Raw genomic sequence first — 24,158 nt, forward strand, 5'->3', positions numbered from 1 at the left:
TTGGAGACAAAGTTATGGGTATCTTCGATGCAATGAACACCTCGGTGGGTGGTCTGCAGGCGCAGTCCTACGCGCTTCAGAACATTTCCGGCAACATCGCGAACTCATCCACCACCGGTTACAAGGGCATCGGGACCAGCTTCGTCGATCTCATCCCGGACGCCTCGGTGCCGAGCAAGCAGGTCGCGGGCGGTGTGACGGCCAACGCGAAAGCGACCATCACCACCCAGGGCACGATCTCGTCCTCCTCCGTCGCGACCAACATGGCGATCACCGGCGACGGCTTCTTCTCGATCCAGAAGGCGACTAGCGTCGTCGACAACTTGCCGCAGTTCGGCGGCGTCACCTACTACACCCGCCGCGGCGACTTCCAGCTCAATTCCAACGGCAATCTGGTCAACGGCGCCGGCTACTACCTGATGGGCGTCACGGTCGACCCGAAGACCGGCAACCCTCAGGGCAACGTGGCGACGGTCCTGAAATTCCAGAACAACTTCATTCCGGCGCAGGCGACCACTTCGATCCAGTACGCGGCGAACCTGCCGACCCAGCCGAACACGGCGGCGAGCTCGACCGCAGCCAGCAAGACGCTGCTGGCGGCTGGCGGCCTGAACCCGTCGGACTTCCAGGCCAACCCGCTGCCGGTGGGCACGCCGCCCGCGCCCTATACCAGCGCGACGGTGTCCGGTGCAGCCGCCACCGGCAACATCCGCTCGGCCTATTCGTCGACGACGGGGACGGGCACGGTTCCGCTCCAGAACAACTCGTCCGCAGTGGCTTCGACCTCCACGTCCCTTGACAACACCGTGGGCACGCATCTCGCCTCCAGCATTCTCACCGCGCTGAGCGGCCAGGTCCTGACGATCAACGGCAGCAACACGATCACCTTCAACGGTGGTACCACCGTCTCGACGGTCGGCAACAACACCACGATCGGTCTCGGCGCAGGCACGACGGCCACGGTGGCCAGCATCCTGAACGCGATCCAGACCGCCGGCGGCGCCGGCGTTACGGCCTCGCTCTCCGCCAGCGGCAACATCCAGATCTCGACCGGCACCGGCACCGACGTGTCGATCGGCAGCGGCACGGCAGCCACGGCGCTCGGCATCAGCAGCGTGACGCGCGGCGGCAACGTGCTGTCCTCGCCCGCGCTCACCGGCGCCACGGTGCTGAGCGGCAGCGCGACCGCCGGCGGCGCCGAGGTGCTCTCGTCCGGCTTTTCGGCAGGCCCGCCCGCCGACACCATCACCGTCAACGGCCAGACGCTGACTTTCATGGCCTCGGGTGCCTCCGGTCCGAACCAGATCAACATCACCGACAACATCACGACCCTGCTCGGCAAGATCGACGCGCTCTCCGGCGCCTCGGGGTCTTCGATCAGCCCCGGCGGCGTGATCACGCTGAACACCGGCACCGTTTCCAACCTGTCGGTGTCCAGCTCCAACAGTGCGGCTTTCGCCGCGCTCGGCTTCACCTCGACCATCACCAAGAACCGCGACGGTGGCGGCACCGCCGGCACCGGCGGCGTGATCGGCAACGACATCGCGACCTTCACCAAGGAATCGATCAGCGGCGGTGCGGTCACCGCCTACAACGCCGCGGGCACGCCGGTGAACCTGCAATTGCGCTGGGCCAAGACCGACAGCGCGTCGCTGGGCACGGGCCATTCCGATACCTGGAACCTGTTCTACCAGACCGATCCGAATGCGACCGGCACGACGGTCGGCTGGGTCAACACCGGCCAGGCCTTCACCTTCGCCGCCGATGGCTCGCTGACCTCGCCGAGCGGTTCGGGCATCACCATCAACAATGTCAGCGTCGGCGGACAGGCGCTCGGCTCGGTCGCCTTCAACATCTCCTCGGGCGGGCTGACGCAATATGCCAGCACCAGCGGCGCGGTGACCATCAACACCATCACCCAGAACGGCTACGCCGCGGGCCAGCTCCGCTCGGTTGCCGTCAACAACAACGGCCTCGTGGTCGGAACCTTCTCCAACGGCCAGAACCTTGACCTCGCACAGGTATCGCTGTCGCACTTCAACGGCACCAATTACCTGAAGGCGCTCGACGGCGGCGCCTATGCCGCGACCGAACAGTCAGGACCGGCGATCGACGGCGCATCGGGCACCATCAGCGGCTCGTCGCTGGAAGGCTCCAACACGGACATCGCCGACGAATTCACCAAGCTGATCGTGACCCAGCAGGCCTATTCGGCCAACACCAAGGTGATCACGACCGCGAATTCGATGGTGCAGGACCTCCTGAACGTATTGCGCTGATCGGCGCGTGACGTAACCAAAGGCGGCCAGTGATATGGGTTTGAGTTCAGCCCTCGCCAGTGCGATGAGCGGTCTGCGTGCCAACCAGGCCGCGCTCTCGATCGTCTCCTCGAACGTCGCCAACTCGCAGACGCCAGGTTACGTCGTCCAGACGCCGAACCAGATCGAGGTCACCACCGGCGACTTCGGCTCGACGGCGATGACGACCGGCGTCAGCCGGGAGCTCGACAGCTACGTGCTGAACCAGCTGCGCACCGAGACCGGCGGCAGCGGTTACGCCGACCAGATGGCCAACATCCTGAAACAGCTTCAGAGTGTCTATGGCACGCCCGGCAACAGCGGCACGCTCGAAACCGCGCTGAACAAGTTCACCACCGCGCTGCAGGCGCTGTCGACCAGCGCGGGTGCGTCGTCGGCGCAGACCGTTGCGCTGGGCGCGGCGCAGGCGCTGGCGCAGCAGCTCAACGTCACCACCAAGGGCATTCAGTCGCTGCGCTCCAACGTCGAGCAGGATCTCGGCACCTCGGCGCAGCAGGCCAACGCGTCGATGCAGCAGATCGCCGACATCAACACCAAGCTCCAGGGCCTGTCGGCAAACGACCCCTCGGCCGCGACGCTGATGGACCAGCGCGACCAGGCCATCAACACGCTGTCGAAATATGTCGACGTCCGCGTCACCACCGACGGCTCGAACCAGGCCAACATCTACACCACGACAGGCATCCAGCTCGTCGGCGCCGGGCTCGCCTCGCAATTTACTTTTGCGTCTGCCGGCGCGCTGTCGGCGACCTCGCTCTACAACATGGATCCGGCCAAGTCCGGTGTCGGCGCGTTGAACATCAGGCTTCCGAACGGCTCGCAGGTCGACGTCGTCGCCAACAACGTGGTTTCCTCGGGCCAGATCGCGGCCGACCTCAAGCTGCGCGACCAGACGCTGGTGCAGGCGCAGAACCAGATCGACCAGCTCGCCGCCACGATGTCGAGCGCGCTGTCCGACAAGACCACGGCCGGCAGCACCGTCTCCGGCCCGCCGGCCGGGTTCGACATGGACCTTGCCGGGGCGGCGCCGGGCAACACGGTCAACATCACCTACACGGACACGACGACCAACACGCAGCGCCAGGTCACGCTCGTCAACGTGACCGACCCGGCGGCGCTGCCGCTTCAGAATGCGACCAACGCCAATCCGATGCGGATCGGCGTCAACTTCTCCGGCGGCATGGGCGCGATCGCCTCGGCGCTCAACACCGCGCTGTCGGGCTCGCACCTGTCGTTCTCCGCCGCCCCGTCGCCGGCAACCGCCACGACGCTGCGGGTGACCGACGACAACACCGGCCTCGCCAAGGTCAACTCGTCCTCGATCAGCAAGACGATCTCGTCGTTGACCTCGGGCAACCCGCAACTGGCGGTTTTCACCGACGGCGGGCAGGCGCTCTACACCGGCGCGATCACCGCATCGGGCTCGCAGATGACCGGCCTTGCCGGGCGCATCGCGGTGAACACGCAGCTGGTCAGCGATCCCACGCGGCTGTCGGTCTACAACACCTCGCCGGTGACGCCCGCGGGCGACACCACGCGTTCGGACTATCTTTATTCGCAGCTCACCAACGCGGTGTTCTCCTATTCGCCGACGACCGGCCTCGGCTCGGCCAACCAGCCCTTCACCGGCAGCGTTTCGAACTACCTCCAGCAGTTCCTGAGCATCCAGGGCAACGCCGCGACCCAGGCGACCCAGCTCCAGCAGGGCCAGAGCGTCGTGGTCTCGACGCTGCAGGCGAAATTCAACTCGACCTCCAGCGTCAACCTGGACTCGGAGATGTCGAACCTGATCCAGCTCCAGAATGCCTATGCCGCCAACGCTCACGTGATGTCGGTGGTGCAGAGCATGATGAACACGTTGATCCAGGCTCAAGTGTAACAAGTAACAGGGCTCTGAAACATGTCGATCAGCAGCATCAACTACTCCTCGTCGGTTCTCGGCTCGCAGATCCGCAACATCAATCAGCAGCTCACCGACCTGTCGACGCAGCTCTCGACCGGCAAGCTGTCGCAGAACTATTCCGGCATGGGCACCAACGAGGGCTTTGCGATCGCCGGGCGCGCGCAGCTCTCCAACATCGCCGCCTATACCGACACCATCACCAACGTCAACGTCAGCATCAACCTCGCCAATACCGCGCTGCAGTCGCTGACCAAGATCCGCAACACGGTGCAGACGGGCTCCGCCAACACCGCGCAGGATCTCAACGTCAACGGACAGACGGTCGCGCAGAACACCGCTGCCGCCCAGTTCGGCTCGATGGTCGGCGTGCTCAACACGCAGACGGGCAACCGCTATCTGTTCTCCGGAACCGCCGTCAACACGCAGTCGGTCGCGGATGCCGGCGACATCATCAACGGCACCACGACGCAGGCGGGTTTCAAGGCCGTCATGGCGGAGCGCCAGGCCGCCGATCTCGGCGCCACCGGCATGGGCCGGCTGGTGCAGACGCAGCCGACGCCAAGCTCGGTGCAGGTATCGGAGGACGTCGCGGGATCGCCGTTCGGGCTCAAGATCAAGGCGGTCTCCTCGACGTTGACGGGCGCGACCGTCACCGGCCCGAGCGGCTCGCCGGTGTCGTTCTCCGTCGATCTCAACGGAACCAATCCCAGCAACGGCGACAAGCTGAGCGTCCAGTTCACGCTGCCTGATGGTACGACCGAGCAGATCGACCTGACGGCGTCGACGGCGACGCCGACGCCGCTCGGCAGCTTTGCGATCGATGCAAGCGTCCCGGTTAACCCGAACAATACCGCGGCGAACCTCAACACCGCGCTGAACACCGCGATCAAGAAGCTCTCCAACACCTCGCTTGTGGCAGCGTCGGCCGTGACCGCCGGCGACAATTTCTTCAACACGGCCAGCTCTGCGATCGGTACTCCGAAGAGCAACCAGGCGGCTCCACCCGCACCGATCAGTGGGGCGACGGCGCTGTCCGGCACGAGCCCCTCGGATTCGATCTCGCCGGGCTTCGTCGCCGGCGACACGATCACCGTCAACGGGACCGCGCTCACTTTCGTCAGCTCGGGTGCGACCGGCAACCAGCTCAATGTCGGCGACAGCATCCAGACCCTGATGAGCAAGATCGACCAGATCACGGGGACTTCGAAGCCCTCGACGATCCATGGCGGTTCGATCACGATCAACACGGACGATGCGGCGACCCTGAACATCACGAGCTCGAATACCGGGGCGCTGGGTTCGCTCGGTTTCAGCGCGACGCCGGTCACCGCGACGCAGCCGCCGCTGCGCGTCGGCTCTTCGCCTGCGAGTTCCGCGACGACGCTGGTGAATGGCTCGGCCACTACGGTGAAATGGTATCTCGGCAATGACGGGCCCGGTTCGCCGCGCTCCACCGCGATGGCGCGGGTCGACGATTCCGTCACGGTGCAATATGGCGCGCAGGCCGACGAGGATGCGATCCGGCGGCAGTTGCAGGCGATCGCCGTGTTCGGGACGTTCTCGACCTCGCCGACCGGGCAGTATTCGGGCGGGCAGGTCTCGGCGCTGAGCCTGCGGGTGACGCAGGCGCTGACCCAGCAGCCGGGCCAGCAGCGTATCGAGGACATCCAGACCGACATCGCGATGGCCCAGAACACGATGAAGGACGCGAGCACGCGCCAGACCCAGGCCAAGGCGCAGCTCCAGACCATCATCGACCAGGCGGAATCGGCCCCGCCCGACCAGGTCGCGAGCGAGATCCTGTCGCTCCAGAACGCGCTCCAGGCCTCCTACCAGGTGACCTCGAAGCTGGCGCAGCTCTCGCTCGTCAAGTTCCTGTAGGGATGCGTTAAGGCGCCGTTAACCATGCCTGTTTACCTCTTGGTGAGGATTGGAGCGGGGCGGGGCTTTCGATGTCGGACAAGATGCAGCTGGTGGTGGCAACGCCTTGCTTCGGCGGGCAGGTGTCGAGCATCTATGCGAGCTCGATCTTCGCGCTCCAGCGCGCCGTGCACGGTATGTCCAATCTCGAGCTCAAGGTGCTGCTGCGCGACGGCGACGCCCTGATCACGCGCGCGCGGGCCAACCTGGCCGCGATGTTCCTGGACGATCCCAAGGCGACGCATTTCCTGTTCATCGATGCCGATATCGGCTTCAAGCCGGAGCAGGTGTTCCGGCTGATCGAATGCGGCGCCGACGTCGTCGCGGGCTGCTATCCGATCAAGCGGGTCAACTGGGACAAGGCGAAACGCGCGGTCGAGGCGGGCCGCGCCGACGTGCCGGCGGCTTCGCTCGACTACGTGCTCGAGATCGAGGACCCCGACCGCATCGTGGTGGTCAACGGCTTCACCCGCGTGCGCTATGCCGGCACCGGCTTCCTGATGATCCGGCGCCACGCGCTGGAGGCGATGTGCCGCCATCCGAACTACGCCGGCCTGCAATTCTTCCGCGAGCACTCGCACGATACGCTGGCGGCGAGCCAGAACCGGTTCGCGCTGTTCGAATGCATGATCGATCCGGCCACCGGCACCTATCTCTCCGAGGACTTCGCCTTCTGCAAGCGCTGGACCGATATCGGCGGCGAGATCTGGGCCGACATCCAGAGCTCGCTCGACCATGTTGGGCCATCGGTGTTCCACGGCGACATTGCCTCGCAATTCGCGCCGGCGCCCGCGGCGGCGGCCGATGCGGCGTGAGCCTCTCGGGATGAGCGTCGGCGCATCCCGTCTGGCAGACCTGGAGCGAGCGTCCGACGGCGGCTCGCGCTACCGCTTGCGCGATCTGTTCACGCCGCTCGACACGCTGCTGGTCTGCGGCGGAGATCCGCGCCTGACGCTCGATCCGAAGGACCGCGTCAACGCCTATGGCTGCGCGGCCTCTCCGGAGCCGGAGATCTGGAATTTCGCCTCCTCGACCGCGTCGGTGATCTCGCAATCGGCCTATGACCGCGCTGCGCTGGCGCGCGAAGAGCTGATGCACAAGTGCCTGTTCGACGAGGTCGAGGTCGCCTTCGATGCGCGCTGCGAGGACATGCGCGACGAGCTGCGCGGACACCTCCAGGTCTCGCCGCGCGTCGACGTCGTGTTCTCGCCGTCCGGCACCGACTCCCAGCTCCACGCCCTGTTTCTGGCACGCGCGGTGCTCGGCGCCTCGCCGGTGACGATCGTGGTCGGCACTGATCAGACCGGAAGCGGGACGCCCCATACCGCACGCGGGCACCATTTCAGCACGATGACGGCGAGCGGCTTTTCGGTCCGCAAGGACGGTGCGGTGGCGGGGCTCGCCGGCGACAGCGTCGCGGTGCCGCTGCTCGACACGGCGCCCGGCATTGCGATGCGCCCGGATGCGGATGAAGCGGTGCTGCGCGCGGTCGAGACCAGCCTCGCGCAAGGTCGGCGCGTTCTGTTGCAGATCATGGATTCTTCAAAACTCGGCTGGCGCGCGCCGAGCGTGGCCTGCCTCGACGAGATTGCGCGACGCTGGCCCGGCAAGGTCCAAATCGTCGTCGATGCCTGTCAGGCGCGGCTCGGCCGTCGCCGGCTGCGCGCCTATCTCGACCGCGGCTATATGGTGCTGATGACGGGCTCGAAATTTTTCGGCGGCCCCGCCTTCAGCGGTGCGCTGCTGGTGCCGAAAGGCCTGTCGCGCTCGCTCGGCCGGATCGGCGAGATCGCGCCGGGCTTCTTCGATTATGCCGGCCGCAGCGACTGGCCGAAGGCCTGGACGGGGCTGCGCTCGCGCTTCGAGCGCCGGCCGAATTTCGGTCAATGGCTGCGCTGGGAGGCGGCGCTCAGCGAGATCGGCAGCTACTATGCCGTGCCCGGCGCATTCCGCGCCAAGGCGCTGGCCGAGCTCGCGGCCGGCATCGACAGCATGATCGCGCTGTCCCCGTCGCTTCGGGCCGTTCCGGCCGCGATCGGGATGTCCGGGACGGACGACGAGGAATTCGCGCAAGCCACGATCTTTCCGTTCACGCTGCTGCGCGACGGCAAGCCGGTCTCCATCGCCGAGACCGGCGCCGTGCATCGCGCCCTGGCCCGTGACATGAACGGCGACATCGACGGCAGTGCGGCGGATCGGCAGGTTGCCGCGCAACGCTGCCTCGTCGGCCAGCCAGTACGGTTTGACCAGCCGGACGGCAAGCCGCAGGCCGCGCTGCGGCTGTGCGTCGGCGCGCGGCTCGTCACCGAATCCTGGTCCGCGGACGCCGCGCAAGCGCAACGCAATTTGCAGCATATCCTCGATCGCATCGCCCACGCTGTGGTGAAGATCGAGCTGCTGCTTGACAGTGCCGCGGCTGCGCCGGGAAAGCCTGTGTTCGAGGTCTAAGATGTTGCATCCTGTTTCAGCGCCGAACGGCGCGACGGCGCCGGACTATTCCGACCGCATCGGCTTTGCGCAGTTGACGCGCCGGGCCTTCGAGGGCGGCGATCTGCATCCGTTGCGCGAGCGGCTTCTGGCGCGGATCGCGGAAGGGACGGCGGAGGCGGGCGAAGGCCTGGATCTGTCGCTGATCGCCCAGCTTCTCGGCGAGAAGGAGGCCGGGCTCGTGATCCAGACCGAGGTGCTCGCCTTCCACCAATTGTTTCGTACGCCTTGCGCGGTTGCGAAGCCCCGCCTGCGCGTGCTCGCGCTGGCGGCCGATATCGACATGGGTGGCAACACGCCGATCGAGTTTCTGCTCGAAGGCTCCGATATCGAGTTGTTGACGCTCTACGTGGTCAAAGGCGTCGGCCTGCCGGAGACATTGCCTGATCACGACGTCGCCATCGTGGTCGCATCCGATTCCGAGGAATGCCGGGAGGCGCTCGCCGTCATCGAACGGGCCGCGCCGCACTGGCCGCGGCCGTTGCTCAATCGCCCCGAGCTCATCGGCAATCTCGATCGCGACAAGCTGTACCGGCTGTTGGCGGGCATCCCCCGTCTCGACATTCCCGCGACCGTCCATGTGACGCGCGCGCAATTGTCGGATATTTCGGAAGGGAAGATCGCCTGCAAGGACATCGTGAGCGAACTGCACTTTCCGATGATCGTGCGGCCGCGCGGCACGCATGCCGGTGTCGGGCTCGCGAAGATCGACGATGCTGCGGCGCTCGCGGCCTATCTCTCTGATCGGCAGGAGCAGGACTTCTTCGTCGCGCGCTTCGTCAACTACGCGAGCCCCGACGGGCTTTACCGCAAATACCGTCTTACCATGGTCGACGGCAAACCCTACGCCTGCCACATGGCGATCGCCGACCGCTGGGACATCTGGTATCTCAACGCCTACATGGCGTTCAGTGAAGAGAAGCGAGCTGAAGAAGCCGCCTTCATGCTCGAGTTTGATCATGCATTTGCCGCGCGTCATCGCAACGCGCTCGACGAGATGAGTCGGCGCGTCGGCCTCGACTATTTCATCGTCGATTGCGCCGAGAATCAGGACGGCGAGCTGCTGGTGTTCGAGGCCGACAACACCGCCGTCGTGCACAACATGGATCCGCCGGCCGTGTTTCCATACAAGCCGCCGCAGATGCGCAAGATCTTTGCCGCGTTCACGGCAATGCTGTCGCGGCACGCAAGGGCCGGCGAGGAGAGTGCAGCATGAACGAGATCGTCCGCAAGACGCAAGCCGCCGCCACTGACACCTCGCTCGATCCGCAGGACTGGAGCGCGTTTCGTGCGCTCGCCCATCGCATGCTGGACGAGACGATCGACGGCATCGCCAACATTCGTGCGCGTCCGGTGTGGCAGCCGATCCCCGATGACGCCCGCGCGGCATTCAAGGCCGACGTGCCACGCGAGGCAAGCGATCTCGCCGATGTCTATCGCGAATTCGTCGAGCATGTCGCGCCCTATGCGACCGGCAACGTCCACCCCGGCTTCATGGGCTGGGTGCATGGCGGGGGCACTGCGGTCGGCATGCTCGCGGAAATGCTCGCCGCTGGCCTCAACGCCAATCTCGGCGGCCGCGACCACATGCCCATCGAGGTCGAGCGCCAGATCGTCGACTGGATGCGCCGCCTGTTCGCCTTCCCGGAGAGTGCGAGCGGCATCTTCGTCACGGGCACGTCGATGGCCAATCTGATGGCGGTGCTGGTGGCGCGTACCAGCGCACTCGGCACGCTGGTGCGGCAGCACGGTATCGGCAATGACGGCGCGCTGCTCACCGCCTACACGTCGCGTGCCGCGCATGGCTGTATTTCGCGGGCGATGGACATTGCCGGTCTCGGCACCGATGCGCTGCGCAAGATCGACGTCGATGCCGATCATCGCATCGATGTCGCCGCGCTGCGTGCGCAGATCGCCGTCGATCGCGAGGTTGGCTTCAAGCCGTTCCTCGTCGTCGCCTCCGCAGGCACGGTCGATATCGGCGCGATCGACGACCTCAAGGCCGTCGCGGAGCTGTGCCGCGAGGAAGGAATCTGGTTTCACGTCGACGGCGCGTTCGGTGCGCTCGCGATCCTGGCGCCCGAGCTCGCGCCGCTGCTCGGCGGCATCGAGCTTGCGGATTCCATTGCGCTCGATTTCCACAAATGGGGACAGGTGCCCTACGACGCCGGCTTCCTGCTGGTGCGCGACGGCGAGCAGCACCGGCAGGCCTTTGCGCAGCCGGCGGCCTATCTGAGCCGCGAGGCGAGGGGGCTTGCGGCGGGCACGGTCTGGCCCTGCGATCTCGGCCCCGATCTGTCGCGCGGCTTCCGCGCGCTGAAGACCTGGTTCACGCTGAAGACGTTCGGCACCGACCGGCTGGGCACGGTGATCGCGCGAAGCTGCGCACTGGCAAAATATCTGGAAGCGCGCGTGCTGGCCGAGCCGCGGCTGGAGTTGCTGGCGCCGGTGAACCTCAACATCGTCTGCTTCCGTTACCGCGCCAATGATACGGTCAATCGCGAGATCGTCGCTGATGTCCAGGAATCCGGCATCGCTGCGCCATCGGGCACCACGCTGGACGGCAAGTTCGCGATCCGCGCCGCGATCGTCAATCACCGCACCGACGAGACGGACATCGATGCGCTGATTGCGGCCGTCCTGGATTTCGGCGCACGGCGGGTTGGCGAGGGAGTGATCGAGGTCGAGGCGCCGCCGCTCGCGGCGCAGTAGCATCGATGCATGGCCGAAACGACAACGGCCCCGGAGGCGATCCGGGGCCGTTGTCGTTGGGCAGCGTTGTCGTTCGCACGGCTCGGCCGCGTGAACGCCGTGATCAGGCGGCGGTGCTGACGTCGTCCTTGTCCGCTTCCGCCTTGGGATGCGTGGCCTCGTACTGGCCTCGCAGCTTCTCCTCATAGGCGATCAGCTTGCGGGCATCCTTCAGCGCCCGGTAGAGGTCGCCGTTCAGGATGTTGTTGTTGATGGCTTCGATGATCGGCCAGGAACTCGGCACCGCGGTGACGATGTCCCGCACGAGGTTGAAATAGGTGCCGTGCTGGGTCTGCGGATCCGGCGAGATATACATGAGCTGGACGGCCAGATAGACGAGCTTGGCGGGCGTGTTTGCAGTTTCCGGGGTGAGGATGTCGCGCTCGCGCAGGATCGGCACGTTCTCGCCGTCGATCAGGAGGCGGGCGCGCTGGTCCGTACTAGTGATCACCGAGTTGCCGACGATGATGCGTTCGTGCGGTTTGAGCTCGACCTTGAGAGCCATGCCTGTTCTCCATCAACGCTTTCGTAACCGAGCGCTCGTTGCGGCTTATCAGGGCATGATTCTCGCTCGGAATTAGTTAACGAGCTGTAAATCTCCCGCATCTGCGCGAAAAAACTCAATATTCCCAACGCCATGTCCGTGCGGCGGCGCGGCGACGTGCGGGGCTTCCCCCGGCCGAATCACGCGGCGTTCGGCAAAAGCACGGGTTTCATTTCATGTTTCGTTAGAGGTCTCGACGCCAGGGTCCGCCGGTCGCTGGGTCAATCTCGATCCAAGCAGACGCGTAACAGTAGCGTCGTTTACCAGAAGGGTAACAGAGTCATGTCCGGTATCGTCCTCTCCGCATCGGTTCGTCAGAACCTCCTCTCCCTCCAGTCCACCGCCGACCTCCTCGCCACCACGCAGAACCGTCTGTCGACCGGCAAGAGCGTCAACTCGGCCCTGGACAATCCCACCAACTTCTTCACCGCCCAGTCGCTCGACAACCGCGCCAGCGACATCAACAATCTGCTCGATGGCATCGCCAACGGCGTGCAGGTGCTGCAGGCTGCCAACACCGGCATCACCTCGCTGCAGAAGCTGATCGACTCCGCGAAGTCGATCGCCAACCAGGCGCTGCAGACCACGGTCGGCTACTCCACCAAGTCCAACGTCTCCGCCACCATCTCCGGTGCGACGGCGGCCGACCTGCGTGGCACGACTTCGTTCGCGAGCGCGACGGCGAGCAGCAACGTGGTGTTTAGCGGCGCTGCCGGCGGCACCACCGCGGCGAGCGGCACCACGACCCTCGGCGCCACCATCGGCTCCTTCACGGGCACCGCGGGGACGGCCGGCGACGGCTCCACGGCCCTGACCGGCGCCATCACCCTGATCGCCACCAACGGCACCACGGCAACCGGCCTGGTCGGCAACGCCCAGCCCGCCGACGGCGATACGCTGACCGTGAACGGCAAGACCATCACGTTCCGCTCCGGTTCTGCTCCGGCGTCGACTGCGGTTCCGACCGGCTCGGGCGTCAGCGGCAACCTCGTCACCGACGGCAGCGGCAACACCACGGTCTATCTCGGCACCGCTGGCACTCCGGCTGCGACCGTCAACGATCTCTTGACCGCGGTCGATCTGGCCAGCGGCGTGAAGACGGCCTCCATCACCGCGGGTGCTGCGACGATCGCGACAAGCCTCAACCAGACCGCTTCGAGCGTTGCTGCGGGCGCCGTCACGCTGAAGAGCTCGACGGGTGCGGATCTGAGCGTCACCGGCAAGGCCGACCTGCTCAAGGCGCTCGGCCTGAGCTCGTCAGTGGGCGGCGGCAACGCCACCGTGAGCGTCAACCGGACCACGACCTCGGGCTCGCTGGGTGCGACGATCGCTGATGGTTCGACGCTGAACGTCAACGGTCACGTCATCTCCTTCAAGAACGCGCCGATCCCGGGCACGACCGGTGCTCCGAGCGTTCCGAGCGGATATGGTGCGAACGGTGCGGTCGTCACCGACGGCAACGGCAACTCGACGGTCTATCTGCAGGGCGGTACGGTCAACGACGTGCTGAAGGCGATCGACCTTGCCACCGGCGTGCAGACCGCGACGATCAACGCCAGCGGCGTCGCGGCGCTTGCGACCGCTACCGGCCAGACCAACTCGTCGATCAACGCCTCCGGCCAGCTCAAGATCTCGACCGGCGTCAATGCCGATCTGTCGATTACCGGCACCGGCAACGCGTTGAACGCGCTCGGCTTCGCCGGCAACACCGGGACGTCGACTGCCTTCACCGCGGCCCGCACCTCCGGCGTCGGCGGCCTCACCGGCAAGACCTTGACCTTCGCCTCCTTCAACGGCGGCACGGCGGTCAACGTCACCTTCGGCGACGGCACCAACGGCACGGTCAAGACGCTCGATCAGCTCAACACCAAGCTTCAGGCCAACAACCTGACGGCGACGATCGACGCCAACGGCCTGCTGACGGTCTCGACCACCAACGACTACGCCTCCTCGACCATCGGCTCGAGCGCCGCGGGTGGTGCGATCGGCGGCACGCTCACCTCGGCGCTGACGTTCTCGACGGCTTCCAGCCCCGTCCAGGATACGGTTGCGCAGACCTCGCGTGCGAACCTGGTGTCTCAGTACAACAACATCCTGAACCAGATCGACACGACTGCGCAGGACTCTTCGTTCAACGGCGTCAACCTGCTCAACGGCGACCAGCTCAAGCTCGTGTTCGACGAGACCGGCAAGTCGAACCTCAGCATCACCGGCGTGACCTACAACTCCAAGGGTCTGGGCCTCGCCGCGCTGACCAGCGGTGTCGACTTCATCGACAACGCTGCCACCAACAAGGTGCTGACCAACCTGAACGCCGCCTCGAGCACGCTGCGCTCGGAAGCGTCGAGCCTCGGTTCGAACCTCTCGGTGGTGCAGGTTCGTCAGGACTTCAACAAGAGCCTGATCAACGTGCTGCAGACCGGTTCGTCCAACCTGACGCTGGCCGACACCAACACCGAAGCGGCCAACAGCCAGGCGCTGTCGACCCGCCAGTCGATCGCGGTCTCCGCGCTGTCGCTGGCCAACCAGTCGCAGCAGAGCGTGCTGCAGTTGCTCCGCTAACAGGCGGCAGACATCGCAAGCAAGATCCGGCGGCGGGGCTTCGGCCCCGCCGCTTTCTTTTTGCGCCGGCATCGCGGTGCCGTCCGGCGATGAGGACGCTGCATTCGGATGCAGCGAATTGCTCACTCTGAGTTATGGTTGACAAGTCGCAAACGCCTCGTCGCTGCACCAAAAAGCATCATCCTATCATGACGATATCGGCGAGCACGATTTGGCTCCGGAGGTGCGTATGGTGAATCCGCGCAAGGATTGGAGCGACACGCTTCATGCTTTGTTAGCCCACAACGTTCACCGTCCCGGCCATCGATTAATCCTAATCGAAGTTTGTTGCGTTGCGTACCAGAAGGGTAACACTCAATGTCCGGTATCGTTCTCTCTTCATCGGTTCGTCAGAACCTGCTCTCTCTCCAGTCCACCGCTGATCTTCTCGCCACCACGCAGAGCCGTCTGTCGACCGGCAAGAGCGTCAACTCGGCCCTGGACAATCCCACCAACTTCTTCACGGCACAGTCGCTCGACAACCGCGCCAGCGACATCAACAATTTGCTCGATGGCATCGCCAACGGCGTGCAGGTGCTGCAGGCTGCCAACACCGGCATCACCTCGCTGCAGAAGCTGATCGACTCCGCGAAGTCGATCGCCAACCAGGCGCTGCAGACCACGGTCGGCTACTCCACCAAGTCCAACGTCTCCACGACCATCTCCGGTGCGACGGCGGCCGACCTGCGTGGCACGACGAGCTTCGCCAGCGCGACGGCGAGCAGCAACGTGGTGTATAGCGGCGCGGCCGGCGGCACCACCGCGGCGAGCGGCACCACGACCCTCGGCGCCACCATTGGCTCCTTCACGGGCACCGCGGGGACGGCCGGCGACGGCTCCACGGCCCTGACCGGCGCCATCACCCTGATCGCCACCAACGGCACCACGGCAACCGGCCTGGTCGGCAACGCCCAGCCCGCCGACGGCGATACGCTGACCGTGAACGGCAAGACCATCACCTTCCGCAGCGGCGCTGCTCCGGCATCGACTGCGGTTGCGTCCGGTTCGGGCGTCAGCGGCAACCTCGTCACCGACGGCAACGGCAACACCACGGTCTATCTCGGCACCGCGGGCACCCCGGCTGCGACCGTCAACGATCTCTTGACCGCGGTCGATCTGGCCAGCGGCGTGAAGACGGCCTCCATCACCGCGGGTGCTGCGACGATCGCGACAAGCCTCAACCAGACCGCTTCGAGCGTTGCTGCGGGCGCCGTCACGCTGAAGAGCTCGACGGGTGCGGATCTGAGCGTCACCGGCAAGGCCGACCTGCTCAAGGCGCTCGGCCTGAGCTCGTCAGTAGGCGGCGGCAACGCCACCGTGAGCGTCAACCGGACCACGACCTCGGGCTCGCTGGGTGCGACGATCGCTGATGGTTCGACGCTGAACGTCAACGGTCACGTCATCTCCTTCAAGAACGCGCCGATCCCGGGCACGACCGGTGCTCCGAGCGTTCCGAGCGGATATGGTGCGAACGGTGCGGTCGTCACCGACGGCAACGGCAACTCGACGGTCTATCTGCAGGGCGGTACGGTCAACGACGTGCTGAAGGCGATCGACCTTGCCACCGGCGTGCAGACCGCGACGATCAACGCCAGCGGCGTCGCGGCGCTTGCGACCGCTACCGGCCAGACCAACTCGTCGATCAACGCCTCCGGCCAGCTCAAGATCTCGACCGGCGTCAATGCCGATCTGTCGATCACCGGCACCGGCAACGCGTTGAACGCGCTCGGCTTCGCCGGCAACACCGGGACGTCGACTGCCTTCACCGCGGCCCGCACCTCCGGCGTCGGCGGCCTCACCGGCAAGACCTTGACCTTCGCCTCCTTCAACGGCGGCACGGCGGTCAACGTCACCTTCGGCGACGGCACCAACGGCACGGTCAAGACGCTCGATCAGCTCAACACCAAGCTTCAGGCCAACAACCTGACGGCGACGATCGACGCCAACGGCCTGCTGACGGTCTCGACCACCAACGACTACGCCTCCTCGACCATCGGCTCGAGCGCCGCGGGTGGTGCGATCGGCGGCACGCTCACCTCGGCGCTGACGTTCTCGACGGCTTCCAGCCCCGTCCAGGACACGGTTGCCCAGACGTCGCGTGCCAATTTGGTGTCCCAGTACAACAACATCCTGAACCAGATCGACTCCACGGCGCAGGACTCCTCGTTCAACGGCGTCAACCTGCTGAACGGCGACCAGCTCAAGCTCGTGTTCGACGAGACCGGAAAGTCGAACCTCAGCATCACGGGCGTGACCTACAACTCCAAGGGTCTCGGTCTCGCCGCGCTGACCGGCGGTGTCGACTTCATCGACAACGCCGCCACCAACAAGGTGCTGACCAACCTGAACTCCGCGTCGAGCACGCTGCGCTCGGAAGCTTCGAGCCTCGGTTCGAACCTGACGATCGTGCAGGTTCGTCAGGACTTCAACAAGAACCTGATCAACGTGCTGCAGACCGGTTCGTCCAACCTGACGCTGGCCGACACCAACGTCGAAGCGGCCAACAGCCAGGCGCTGTCGACCCGCCAGTCGATCGCGGTCTCCGCGCTGTCGCTGGCCAACCAGTCGCAGCAGAGCGTGCTGCAGCTGCTCCGCTAATAGGCGGCAGACATCGCAAGCAAGATCCGGCGGCGGGGCTTCGGCCCCGCCGTTTTTTCGTTTATCGCTCGAGGTTTCGAGAGGGCAGGCGACACTCTGAAAAGTAACCAGCGGTTATGGTTAATGGAGCGTAAGCGCAAAGAATTGCCAATGATTTCAGGCTGATTGCCATCTCACTCCGCGCTTCCCACCCGCTTATGGTGAACCGGCGCTTATGCAGGCGAGGTTCGTTTCACCCTTTGTTAGCCATGTCGCGGCACGCTGGCCCCGTCACTCGATCCGAAGCGATCGAACGAAGACGCGTAAGCCAGAAGGGTAAGAGTCATGTCAGGTATTGTTCTCTCTGCGTCGGTTCGTCAGAACCTGCTCTCTCTCCAGTCCACCGCCGACCTCCTCGCCACCACACAGAACCGTCTGTCGACCGGCAAGAGCGTCAACTCGGCCCTGGACAATCCCACCAACTTCTTCACCGCCCAGTCGCTCGACAACCGCGCCAGCGACATCAACAACCTGCTCGATAGCATCGCCAACGGCGTGCAGGTGCTGCAGGCCGCCAACACCGGTCTGACTTCGCTGCAGAAGCTGATCGACTCCGCGAAGTCGATTGCCAACCAGGCACTGCAGACCACGGTCGGCTACTCCACCAAGTCCAACGTCTCCACCACGATCTCGGGTGCGACCGCCGCTGATCTGCGCGGCACGACGAGCTTCGCCAGCGCAACGGCGAGCAGCAACGTGCTGTATAACGGCACGGCCGGCGGCACGACCGCGGCGAGCGGCACCACGACCCTCGGCGCGTCCATCGGCTCCTTTGCAAGCACCGGCGCAACGGCCGGTGACGGCACCACGGCGCTGACCGGCGCCATCACCCTGATCGCCACCAACGGCACGACCGCGACCGGCCTGCTCGGCAACGCCCAGCCGGCCGACGGCGACACGCTGACCGTGAACGGCAAGACCATCACGTTCCGTAGCGGCGCTGCTCCGGCGTCGACTGCGGTTCCGTCCGGCTCGGGCGTCAGTGGCAACCTCGTCACCGACGGCAACGGCAACACCACCGTCTATCTCGGCACTGCTGGCACCCCGGCGGCGACCGTCAACGATCTCTTGTCCGCGATCGATCTGGCCAGCGGCGTGAAGACGGTATCCATCAGCTCCGGCGCTGCGACGATCGCCGTGAGCGCCAGCCAGCCAGGTGCTGCGGTCTCGACCGCCGCCGCCGGCGCCGTCACGCTGAAGAGCTCGACGGGTGCGGATCTGAGCGTCACCGGTAAGGCTGACCTGCTCAAGGCTCTCGGCCTGACGACGTCCACAGGTGCTGGAAATGCCACCGTCAACGTCAACCGGACCACGAGCGCGGCCTCGCTGGGCGCGACCATCGCGGACGGCTCGACGCTGAACGTCGACGGTCACGTCATCACCTTCAAGAACGCGCCGATCCCGGGCTCGACCGGTGCGCCGAGCGTTCCGAGCGGTTACGGTGCCACCGGTAACATCCTCACCGACGGCAACGGCAACTCGACGGTCTATCTGCAGGCCGGCACGGTCAACGACGTGCTGAAGGCGATCGACCTTGCCACCGGCGTGCAGACCGCGACGATCAACGCCAATGGCACCGCGACGCTTGCGACCGCCACCGGCCAGTCGAACTCGTCGATCAACACCTCCGGTCAGCTCAAGCTCTCGACCGGTATCAACGCCGACCTGTCCATCACCGGCACCGGCAATGCGTTGAACGTGTTCGGCTTGGCCGGCAACACCGGCAGCGCAACCGCGTTCACCGCGGCACGCACCTCGGGCATCGGCGGCATTGCCGGCAAGACCTTGACCTTCACCTCCTTCAACGGCGGCACGGCGGTCAACGTCACCTTCGGCGACGGCACCAACGGCACGGTCAAGACGCTCGATCAGCTCAACACGAAGCTTCAGGCCAACAACCTGTCTGCAACGATCGACGCCAACGGTTTGCTGACGATCACCGCGTCCAACGACTATGCGTCATCGACGCTCGGTTCGACGTCGGCAGGCGGAGCGATCGGCGGCACGCTCACATCGGCGCTCACGTTCTCGACGGCTTCCAACCCCGTCCAGGATGGCGTTGCGCAGACGGCCCGTGCGAACCTGGTGTCTCAGTACAACAACATCCTGAACCAGATCGACACGACCTCGCAGGACTCCTCGTTCAACGGCGTCAACCTGCTCAATGGTGATCAGCTCAAGCTGGTGTTCGACGAGACCGGCAAGTCGAGCCTGAACATCACCGGCGTGACCTACAACTCCAAGGGTCTGGGCCTTGCTGCGCTGACCGTCGGCGTCGACTTCATCGACAACGCCGCGGCCAACAGGGTGCTGACCAACCTCAACGCCGCGTCGAGCACGCTGCGCTCGGAAGCCTCGAGCCTCGGCTCGAACCTCTCGGTGGTGCAGATCCGTCAGGACTTCAACAAGAACCTGATCAACGTGCTGCAGACCGGCTCGTCCAACCTGACGCTGGCCGACACCAACGTCGAGGCGGCCAACAGCCAGGCGCTGTCGACCCGCCAGTCGATCGCGGTCTCCGCGCTGTCGCTGGCCAACCAGTCGCAGCAGAGCGTGCTCCAGCTGCTCCGCTAGTAAGTAGCGGAAATAACTTGGTAAAATAGAGCGGCGGGGTTTTGTGCCCCGCCGCTTTTTTGCGTCCGGAGGCGGGCAGGGGCGTTCATTCGCCATTAACCCTATCGCTTAAACCGGCGTTAACCATACTTTAAAGGACACCTCCTAAAACTGGACCAAAGCCCGCTTTCGAGACCGCGCGGCCGATTCGTATCCGGTTCAAGAGGAAGACTCGCCAATGTCCAACATCGTTCTCTCGGCGTCAGTTCGCCAGAACCTGTTGTCGCTGCAGTCGACGGCCGACTTGCTGGCCACGACGCAGGAGCGGCTGTCAACCGGCAAGAAGGTCAACACGGCGCTCGACAATCCCACCAACTTCTTCACCGCGCAGGGGTTGGACAACCGGGCGAGCGACATCAGCAACCTGCTCGACGGCATCAACAACGGTGTGCAGGTGCTCCAGGCCGCCAACACCGGCATCACCTCGCTGCAAAAGCTGATCGACAGCGCGAAATCGATCGCCAATCAGGCGCTGCAGACCACGGTCGGTTACTCCACCAAGTCGAACGTCTCCACCACGATTCCCGGTGCGACACCGGCCGATCTGCGCGGAACGACCTCCTACGCGAGCGCAACCGCCAACAGCAACGTGCTGTATACCGGTGCAGCCGGTGGCGTGACCCCGGTGACGGGGACTGCCGCGCTCGGCGCCTCACTGGGTTCGAACGCGGGCTCGGCGGTCGGTTTTGCCGCGACGGCCGCCGACGGCACCACCGTACTGTCAGGTACCGCCACGCTGCTCGGCACCACGGCATCCACCACCTTCGGCGCGCCACCCGCGGACGGCGACACCATCACGGTGAACGGCAAGACCATCACCTTCCGCACCGGTATCCCGCCGACGACGCAGCCGACCGGCTGGGGTCTCGACGCCAGTGGACACATCGCCACCGACGGCAATGGCAACTCGATCGTCTATGAGGGAACCGCGGTTGCGCCCAGGGCGACCGTCAACGACGTCCTCAGCGCGATTGACCTCGCCAGCGGCGTCAAGACCGCAACGATCAGCGCAGGCGCGGCGGCCATCGCTGTCAGCGGTTCGACCGGTCCCATCGGTACGCTTCAGGTGGCATCGTCCATCTCGGGCGGCGGCCAGGTCACGCTGAAGAGCTCGACCGGCGCCGATCTGAGCGTGACCGGCAAGGCTGACTTCCTCAACAAGCTCGGTCTGACGACGGCGACCGGCGCAGGCAATGCGAACGTGACCGCGAACCGGTCGACGACCGCGGGCTCGCTCGGCACCCTGGTCCAGGACGGCTCGACGCTGAACATCGATGGTCACACCATCACCTTCAAGAACGCCCAGACGCCACAGTCGGCGGCCAGCGTGACCTCGGGTGGCGTCAACGGCAACATCGTCACGGACGGCAACGGCAACTCGACCGTCTATATCCAGAGCGCGACGCTCACCGACCTGCTCAACTCGATCGACCTTGCCACCGGCGTCAAGACCGCCAGCATCTTCAACGGCGCGGCGTCGCTGACGACCACTGCGGGCCAGATCCCGTCGTCCGTCAACAGCAGCGGCCAACTTGCGCTCTCCACCGGCATCAACGCCGACTTGTCGATCACCGGCACCGGCAACGCGCTCCACGCGTTCGGCCTCAGCGGCAACACGGGAACGGCGACCGCCTTCACCGCGGCGCGCACCTCCGGTGTTGGCGGTGTCAGCGGCAAGACCCTGACCTTTACCTCCTTCAACGGCGGCACGCCGGTGAACGTCACCTTCGGCGACGGCACCAACGGCACCGTCAAGACGCTCGACCAGCTCAACGCGCAGCTTCAGGCGAACCATTTGACGGCGACGATCGACGCCAATGGCTTGCTGACGGTGACCACCGTCAATGAATATGCCTCCTCGACGCTCGGATCGACAACTGCGGGCGGCACGGTCGGCGGCACGATCACCGGCATTCTGGCCTTCACCACCGCGCAGCCGCCGGTCCAGGATCCCGTCGCGCAGACCGCGCGCTCGAACCTGGTCAACCAGTTCAACAACATTCTGGCGCAGATCGACACGACGTCGCAGGACTCCTCCTTCAACGGCGTCAACCTGCTCAACGGCGACACGCTGAAGCTCGTCTTCAACGAAACCGGCAGCTCCACGCTCGGCATCAACGGCGTGGTGTTCAACGCGGCAGGTCTTGGCCTCAGCAACCTCGTCAACGGCGTCGACTTCATCGATAACGGCGCCACCAACAAGGTGCTGACCAGCCTGAACGCGGCCTCGAGCACGCTGCGCTCGGAAGGTTCGGCGCTCGGTTCGAACCTCTCGATCGTGCAGGTGCGTCAGGACTTCTCCAAGAACCTGATCAACGTGCTGCAGACCGGCTCATCGAACCTGACGCTCGCCGACACCAATGAGGAAGCGGCCAACAGCCAGGCGCTGTCGACCCGCCAGTCGATCGCGGTCTCCGCGCTGTCGCTCGCCAACCAGTCGCAGCAGAGCGTGCTGCAGCTGCTCCGCTAATTTCGCAGCGCAAGACCGCTACTCGAGATATCGCGGCGGGGCTAACGCTCCGCCGTTCTTTTTACGGAGATCGCTAAGGCAGGATTAGCTGAGATTGATGCCCATCACGCGAAGCAAGTTTACAGCGTGTGTGCGTGCATCTAGCTTTGCGCTGACGAAGAAACTCCGCGACCCGTAATTATCCGGAGTGCTTCCAAGCGCACACGTAAGCAAATCTTAAGCGGTGCTGCCTAGGGTTGGGAAAGAAATCCTTAAGCGCGTTCAACGGGCTAGGTAACCTCCAGGGTGTGATTGATGTCGAATTCCGCTGCCTCGGCTTACGCGCGTGTTGCAACGACCACCGCATCTCCTCGCGACATCGAGGCGCAGACCCTGCTCAAGGCCGCCAACAAGCTCCAGGATGCGGTGAACAACGCTGATCCGCTCAGCGAGCAGACCATGCAGGCGCTGATGTTCAACCGCAAGCTCTGGACGATCTTCCTGAGCGAGGCGATGCGCGACAACAATCCGCAGCCGATCGATGTCCGCCAGAAGATCGCCAACATCAGCGTGTTCGTGCTGAGCCAGACCGCGGCGCTGCAGATGAGCCCGCAGTTCGATCACTTCCGCCCGCTGATCGAGATCAATCGCAATATCGCTGCCGGTCTGTCCGGACGGCCGTGATGGAGGCCCGTCATGGCCGACCTCTGGCGCATTGGTTGGCCGTGTATCAGTTGAACGTTCTATTGGGGGCCAACATCCCGGGCTCGTCGAGGGCGGCCCGTTCCGCTTCGGCATTGCCAAGTGCACGCTGACGGATACAGGCAAGGCGCAGATCAGGATCTTCGTGACCAATCCTGCGACCGGCTCGACCTATTCCCGACAAGACCTTTGCGGCGCCTGAGCGTCAGGCGCTGACATCCGTATTGAGCGGACGCGAGGGTTTGGACTTCAGATCCTCTGCATGGAAATAAGCTCGCCGGCGCAGCATCGCTTCGTCGGGGAACTGATTGACCACGGCGTCGGTCCTGTCGTTGACGACCTGGAAGACGAAGGATGCGGCGGCCTGGTCGAACACCACCTGCCGCGAGATGTTCTCGCTGTTCGGCAAATCATTGCGCACGGGCGCGCTCGTATCGCTCGCGGCGACCGTCTGGCTCACCGGCAAATCAGTTTGCACGGCCTCGTTCGCCGCCGTATTCGACGTCGTTATGATCTGCGCGGGGGCCGGTATCCCCACCGGCCTGATGCTGAAATCTGTACTCATGGCAGCCTCCTGGTTGCCTCGTCCGAGTCAAATCCCAACCCCTCTCAATGCGCAACCGTGGAACACCAGGATTGAAGACCCGGTAAGGAAACGTGACTAACCGCGCGACGATATCGCCGCGCGGTTTTTCGTAAAATTGTCGCTTGTTTTCTGCGCGCGCTCAGAGCGAGCGGCTGACGGTGAGCGGGGTGATGTGGCGCGGGCCCGGAGTGGCGCGGCGTCCCGCGGCCGTATAGGTGTTCGGCACGTTGCGCTTCTGGATCTCGGCATTGACGCCGCGCACGACGCTCTCGGAGACCGCGTGCGCGGTCGCGAGCACGGTGAGATTGACCTGGAGCATCGCGCGGAACGCATCGTGATGCCGATGCAGCGTCGAAAGCAGCTCGGGCGCCGATTTCGCGAGCTGGGCCTGGTTGGCCTTCAACTGGCTGACGGCGCCGACATAGTTTCGCGACAGCTCCTGTTTCCTGCTCTCGAGCATCATCGCTTCGCGGACGTTGCCGGCGCGAACGAGTTCGGTCTCACGCTCGATCAGTCCGAGCAGGGCGCTCATCGCATCCATCAGGTCTTCGGCGAGCTTGCGCGCCTGGGCGTTGCCGGGCGCGGTGTTCGGGCGCTGCGCTTGCATCGGCTGACGTGAGGCGGTGAACTGGTTCATCTCGTTTGAC

At 65.0% G+C, this 24,158-nt stretch carries 15 protein-coding genes; 12 read left to right on the forward strand and 3 right to left on the reverse strand.

All coding sequences use genetic code 11. The features are described from left to right. Positions 1 to 14 precede the first annotated feature (14 nt). The 7 genes from ACFLEY_RS14740 to ACFLEY_RS14770 all read left to right on the forward strand — a co-directional run bounded on the left by ACFLEY_RS14740 (position 15) and on the right by ACFLEY_RS14770 (position 11,340). Entirely contained in the window at positions 15 to 2,279 is a 2,265-nt protein-coding gene (locus ACFLEY_RS14740) for a flagellar hook-basal body complex protein (RefSeq protein WP_011088595.1), read from the forward strand. Positions 2,280 to 2,313: 34 nt separating this feature from the next. Continuing rightward, a complete protein-coding gene (gene flgK, locus ACFLEY_RS14745) occupies positions 2,314 to 4,197 on the forward strand; it encodes a flagellar hook-associated protein FlgK (protein ID WP_060908213.1) in 1,884 nt (627 codons plus the stop codon). Between the two features lie 21 nt (positions 4,198 to 4,218). Continuing rightward, a complete protein-coding gene (locus ACFLEY_RS14750; protein WP_060908212.1) occupies positions 4,219 to 6,102 on the forward strand; it encodes a flagellar protein in 1,884 nt (627 codons plus the stop codon). A gap of 71 nt (positions 6,103 to 6,173) precedes the next feature. Continuing rightward, the gene (locus ACFLEY_RS14755) at positions 6,174 to 6,956 is read left to right on the forward strand and encodes a hypothetical protein (protein WP_060908211.1); all 783 of its coding nucleotides are present in this window, start codon (positions 6,174 to 6,176) and stop codon (positions 6,954 to 6,956) included. Then, complete coding sequence (locus tag ACFLEY_RS14760) at positions 6,946 to 8,589, forward strand: hypothetical protein (RefSeq protein ID WP_060908210.1); 1,644 nt, start codon at positions 6,946 to 6,948, stop codon at positions 8,587 to 8,589. Before ACFLEY_RS14755 ends, ACFLEY_RS14760 begins: the two co-directional genes overlap by 11 nt. Before the next feature lies 1 nt (position 8,590). Then, positions 8,591 to 9,844, forward strand: a complete 1,254-nt coding sequence (locus ACFLEY_RS14765) for a RimK family alpha-L-glutamate ligase (RefSeq protein ID WP_038967751.1) — start codon at positions 8,591 to 8,593, stop codon at positions 9,842 to 9,844. After that, positions 9,841 to 11,340, forward strand: a complete 1,500-nt coding sequence (locus ACFLEY_RS14770; RefSeq protein WP_060908209.1) for an aspartate aminotransferase family protein — start codon at positions 9,841 to 9,843, stop codon at positions 11,338 to 11,340. The genes ACFLEY_RS14765 and ACFLEY_RS14770 overlap by 4 nt, the downstream gene beginning before the upstream one ends. Positions 11,341 to 11,443: 103 nt before the next feature. Here the strand turns inward: ACFLEY_RS14770 and flbT are convergent, their stop codons facing one another. Beyond that, positions 11,444 to 11,884 (reverse strand): flagellar biosynthesis repressor FlbT, encoded by a 441-nt coding sequence (gene flbT / locus ACFLEY_RS14775; protein ID WP_396604674.1) that lies wholly within the window; start codon positions 11,882 to 11,884, stop codon positions 11,444 to 11,446. A gap of 321 nt (positions 11,885 to 12,205) precedes the next feature. Here flbT and ACFLEY_RS14780 point away from each other — a divergent pair, with 321 nt between their 5' ends. The 5 genes from ACFLEY_RS14780 to flaF all read left to right on the forward strand — a co-directional run bounded on the left by ACFLEY_RS14780 (position 12,206) and on the right by flaF (position 22,907). Further along, entirely contained in the window at positions 12,206 to 14,485 is a 2,280-nt protein-coding gene (locus ACFLEY_RS14780) for a DUF1522 domain-containing protein (RefSeq protein ID WP_396604675.1), read from the forward strand. Between the two features lie 357 nt (positions 14,486 to 14,842). After that, a complete protein-coding gene (locus ACFLEY_RS14785; RefSeq protein WP_060908207.1) occupies positions 14,843 to 17,122 on the forward strand; it encodes a DUF1522 domain-containing protein in 2,280 nt (759 codons plus the stop codon). Positions 17,123 to 17,446: 324 nt separating this feature from the next. After that, positions 17,447 to 19,735, forward strand: a complete 2,289-nt coding sequence (locus tag ACFLEY_RS14790; RefSeq protein WP_060908206.1) for a DUF1522 domain-containing protein — start codon at positions 17,447 to 17,449, stop codon at positions 19,733 to 19,735. A gap of 217 nt (positions 19,736 to 19,952) precedes the next feature. After that, entirely contained in the window at positions 19,953 to 22,244 is a 2,292-nt protein-coding gene (locus ACFLEY_RS14795) for a DUF1522 domain-containing protein (protein WP_011088584.1), read from the forward strand. A 294-nt stretch (positions 22,245 to 22,538) separates the two neighbouring features. Further along, the gene (gene flaF / locus ACFLEY_RS14800; protein ID WP_008554779.1) at positions 22,539 to 22,907 is read left to right on the forward strand and encodes a flagellar biosynthesis regulator FlaF; all 369 of its coding nucleotides are present in this window, start codon (positions 22,539 to 22,541) and stop codon (positions 22,905 to 22,907) included. 223 nt (positions 22,908 to 23,130) lie between these two features. On the opposite strand, the gene ACFLEY_RS14805 is transcribed toward flaF, so the two are convergent. Next, positions 23,131 to 23,490, reverse strand: coding sequence for a hypothetical protein (locus ACFLEY_RS14805; RefSeq protein ID WP_060908205.1), 360 nt, complete (start codon positions 23,488 to 23,490; stop codon positions 23,131 to 23,133). 160 nt (positions 23,491 to 23,650) lie between these two features. After that, positions 23,651 to 24,148 (reverse strand): hypothetical protein, encoded by a 498-nt coding sequence (locus ACFLEY_RS14810; protein ID WP_011088582.1) that lies wholly within the window; start codon positions 24,146 to 24,148, stop codon positions 23,651 to 23,653. Positions 24,149 to 24,158 lie beyond the last annotated feature (10 nt).

Origin of the sequence: Bradyrhizobium sp. YCK136 (genome assembly GCF_044570075.1) — a bacterium.
Lineage (GTDB): Bacteria > Pseudomonadota > Alphaproteobacteria > Rhizobiales > Xanthobacteraceae > Bradyrhizobium > Bradyrhizobium diazoefficiens.

Bases quoted from the DNA above. Each gene is read 5' to 3' on its own strand.
- ACFLEY_RS14740 (WP_011088595.1), top strand. From the start codon at position 15: ATGGGTATCTTCGATGCAATGAACACCTCGGTGGGTGGTCTGCAGGCG.
- flgK (WP_060908213.1), top strand. From the start codon at position 2,314: ATGGGTTTGAGTTCAGCCCTCGCCAGTGCGATGAGCGGTCTGCGTGCC.
- ACFLEY_RS14750 (WP_060908212.1), top strand. From the start codon at position 4,219: ATGTCGATCAGCAGCATCAACTACTCCTCGTCGGTTCTCGGCTCGCAG.
- ACFLEY_RS14755 (WP_060908211.1), top strand. From the start codon at position 6,174: ATGTCGGACAAGATGCAGCTGGTGGTGGCAACGCCTTGCTTCGGCGGG.
- ACFLEY_RS14760 (WP_060908210.1), top strand. From the start codon at position 6,946: ATGCGGCGTGAGCCTCTCGGGATGAGCGTCGGCGCATCCCGTCTGGCA.
- ACFLEY_RS14765 (WP_038967751.1), top strand. From the start codon at position 8,591: ATGTTGCATCCTGTTTCAGCGCCGAACGGCGCGACGGCGCCGGACTAT.
- ACFLEY_RS14770 (WP_060908209.1), top strand. From the start codon at position 9,841: ATGAACGAGATCGTCCGCAAGACGCAAGCCGCCGCCACTGACACCTCG.
- flbT (WP_396604674.1), bottom strand. From the start codon at position 11,884: ATGGCTCTCAAGGTCGAGCTCAAACCGCACGAACGCATCATCGTCGGC.
- ACFLEY_RS14780 (WP_396604675.1), top strand. From the start codon at position 12,206: ATGTCCGGTATCGTCCTCTCCGCATCGGTTCGTCAGAACCTCCTCTCC.
- ACFLEY_RS14785 (WP_060908207.1), top strand. From the start codon at position 14,843: ATGTCCGGTATCGTTCTCTCTTCATCGGTTCGTCAGAACCTGCTCTCT.
- ACFLEY_RS14790 (WP_060908206.1), top strand. From the start codon at position 17,447: ATGTCAGGTATTGTTCTCTCTGCGTCGGTTCGTCAGAACCTGCTCTCT.
- ACFLEY_RS14795 (WP_011088584.1), top strand. From the start codon at position 19,953: ATGTCCAACATCGTTCTCTCGGCGTCAGTTCGCCAGAACCTGTTGTCG.
- flaF (WP_008554779.1), top strand. From the start codon at position 22,539: ATGTCGAATTCCGCTGCCTCGGCTTACGCGCGTGTTGCAACGACCACC.
- ACFLEY_RS14805 (WP_060908205.1), bottom strand. From the start codon at position 23,490: ATGAGTACAGATTTCAGCATCAGGCCGGTGGGGATACCGGCCCCCGCG.
- ACFLEY_RS14810 (WP_011088582.1), bottom strand. From the start codon at position 24,148: ATGAACCAGTTCACCGCCTCACGTCAGCCGATGCAAGCGCAGCGCCCG.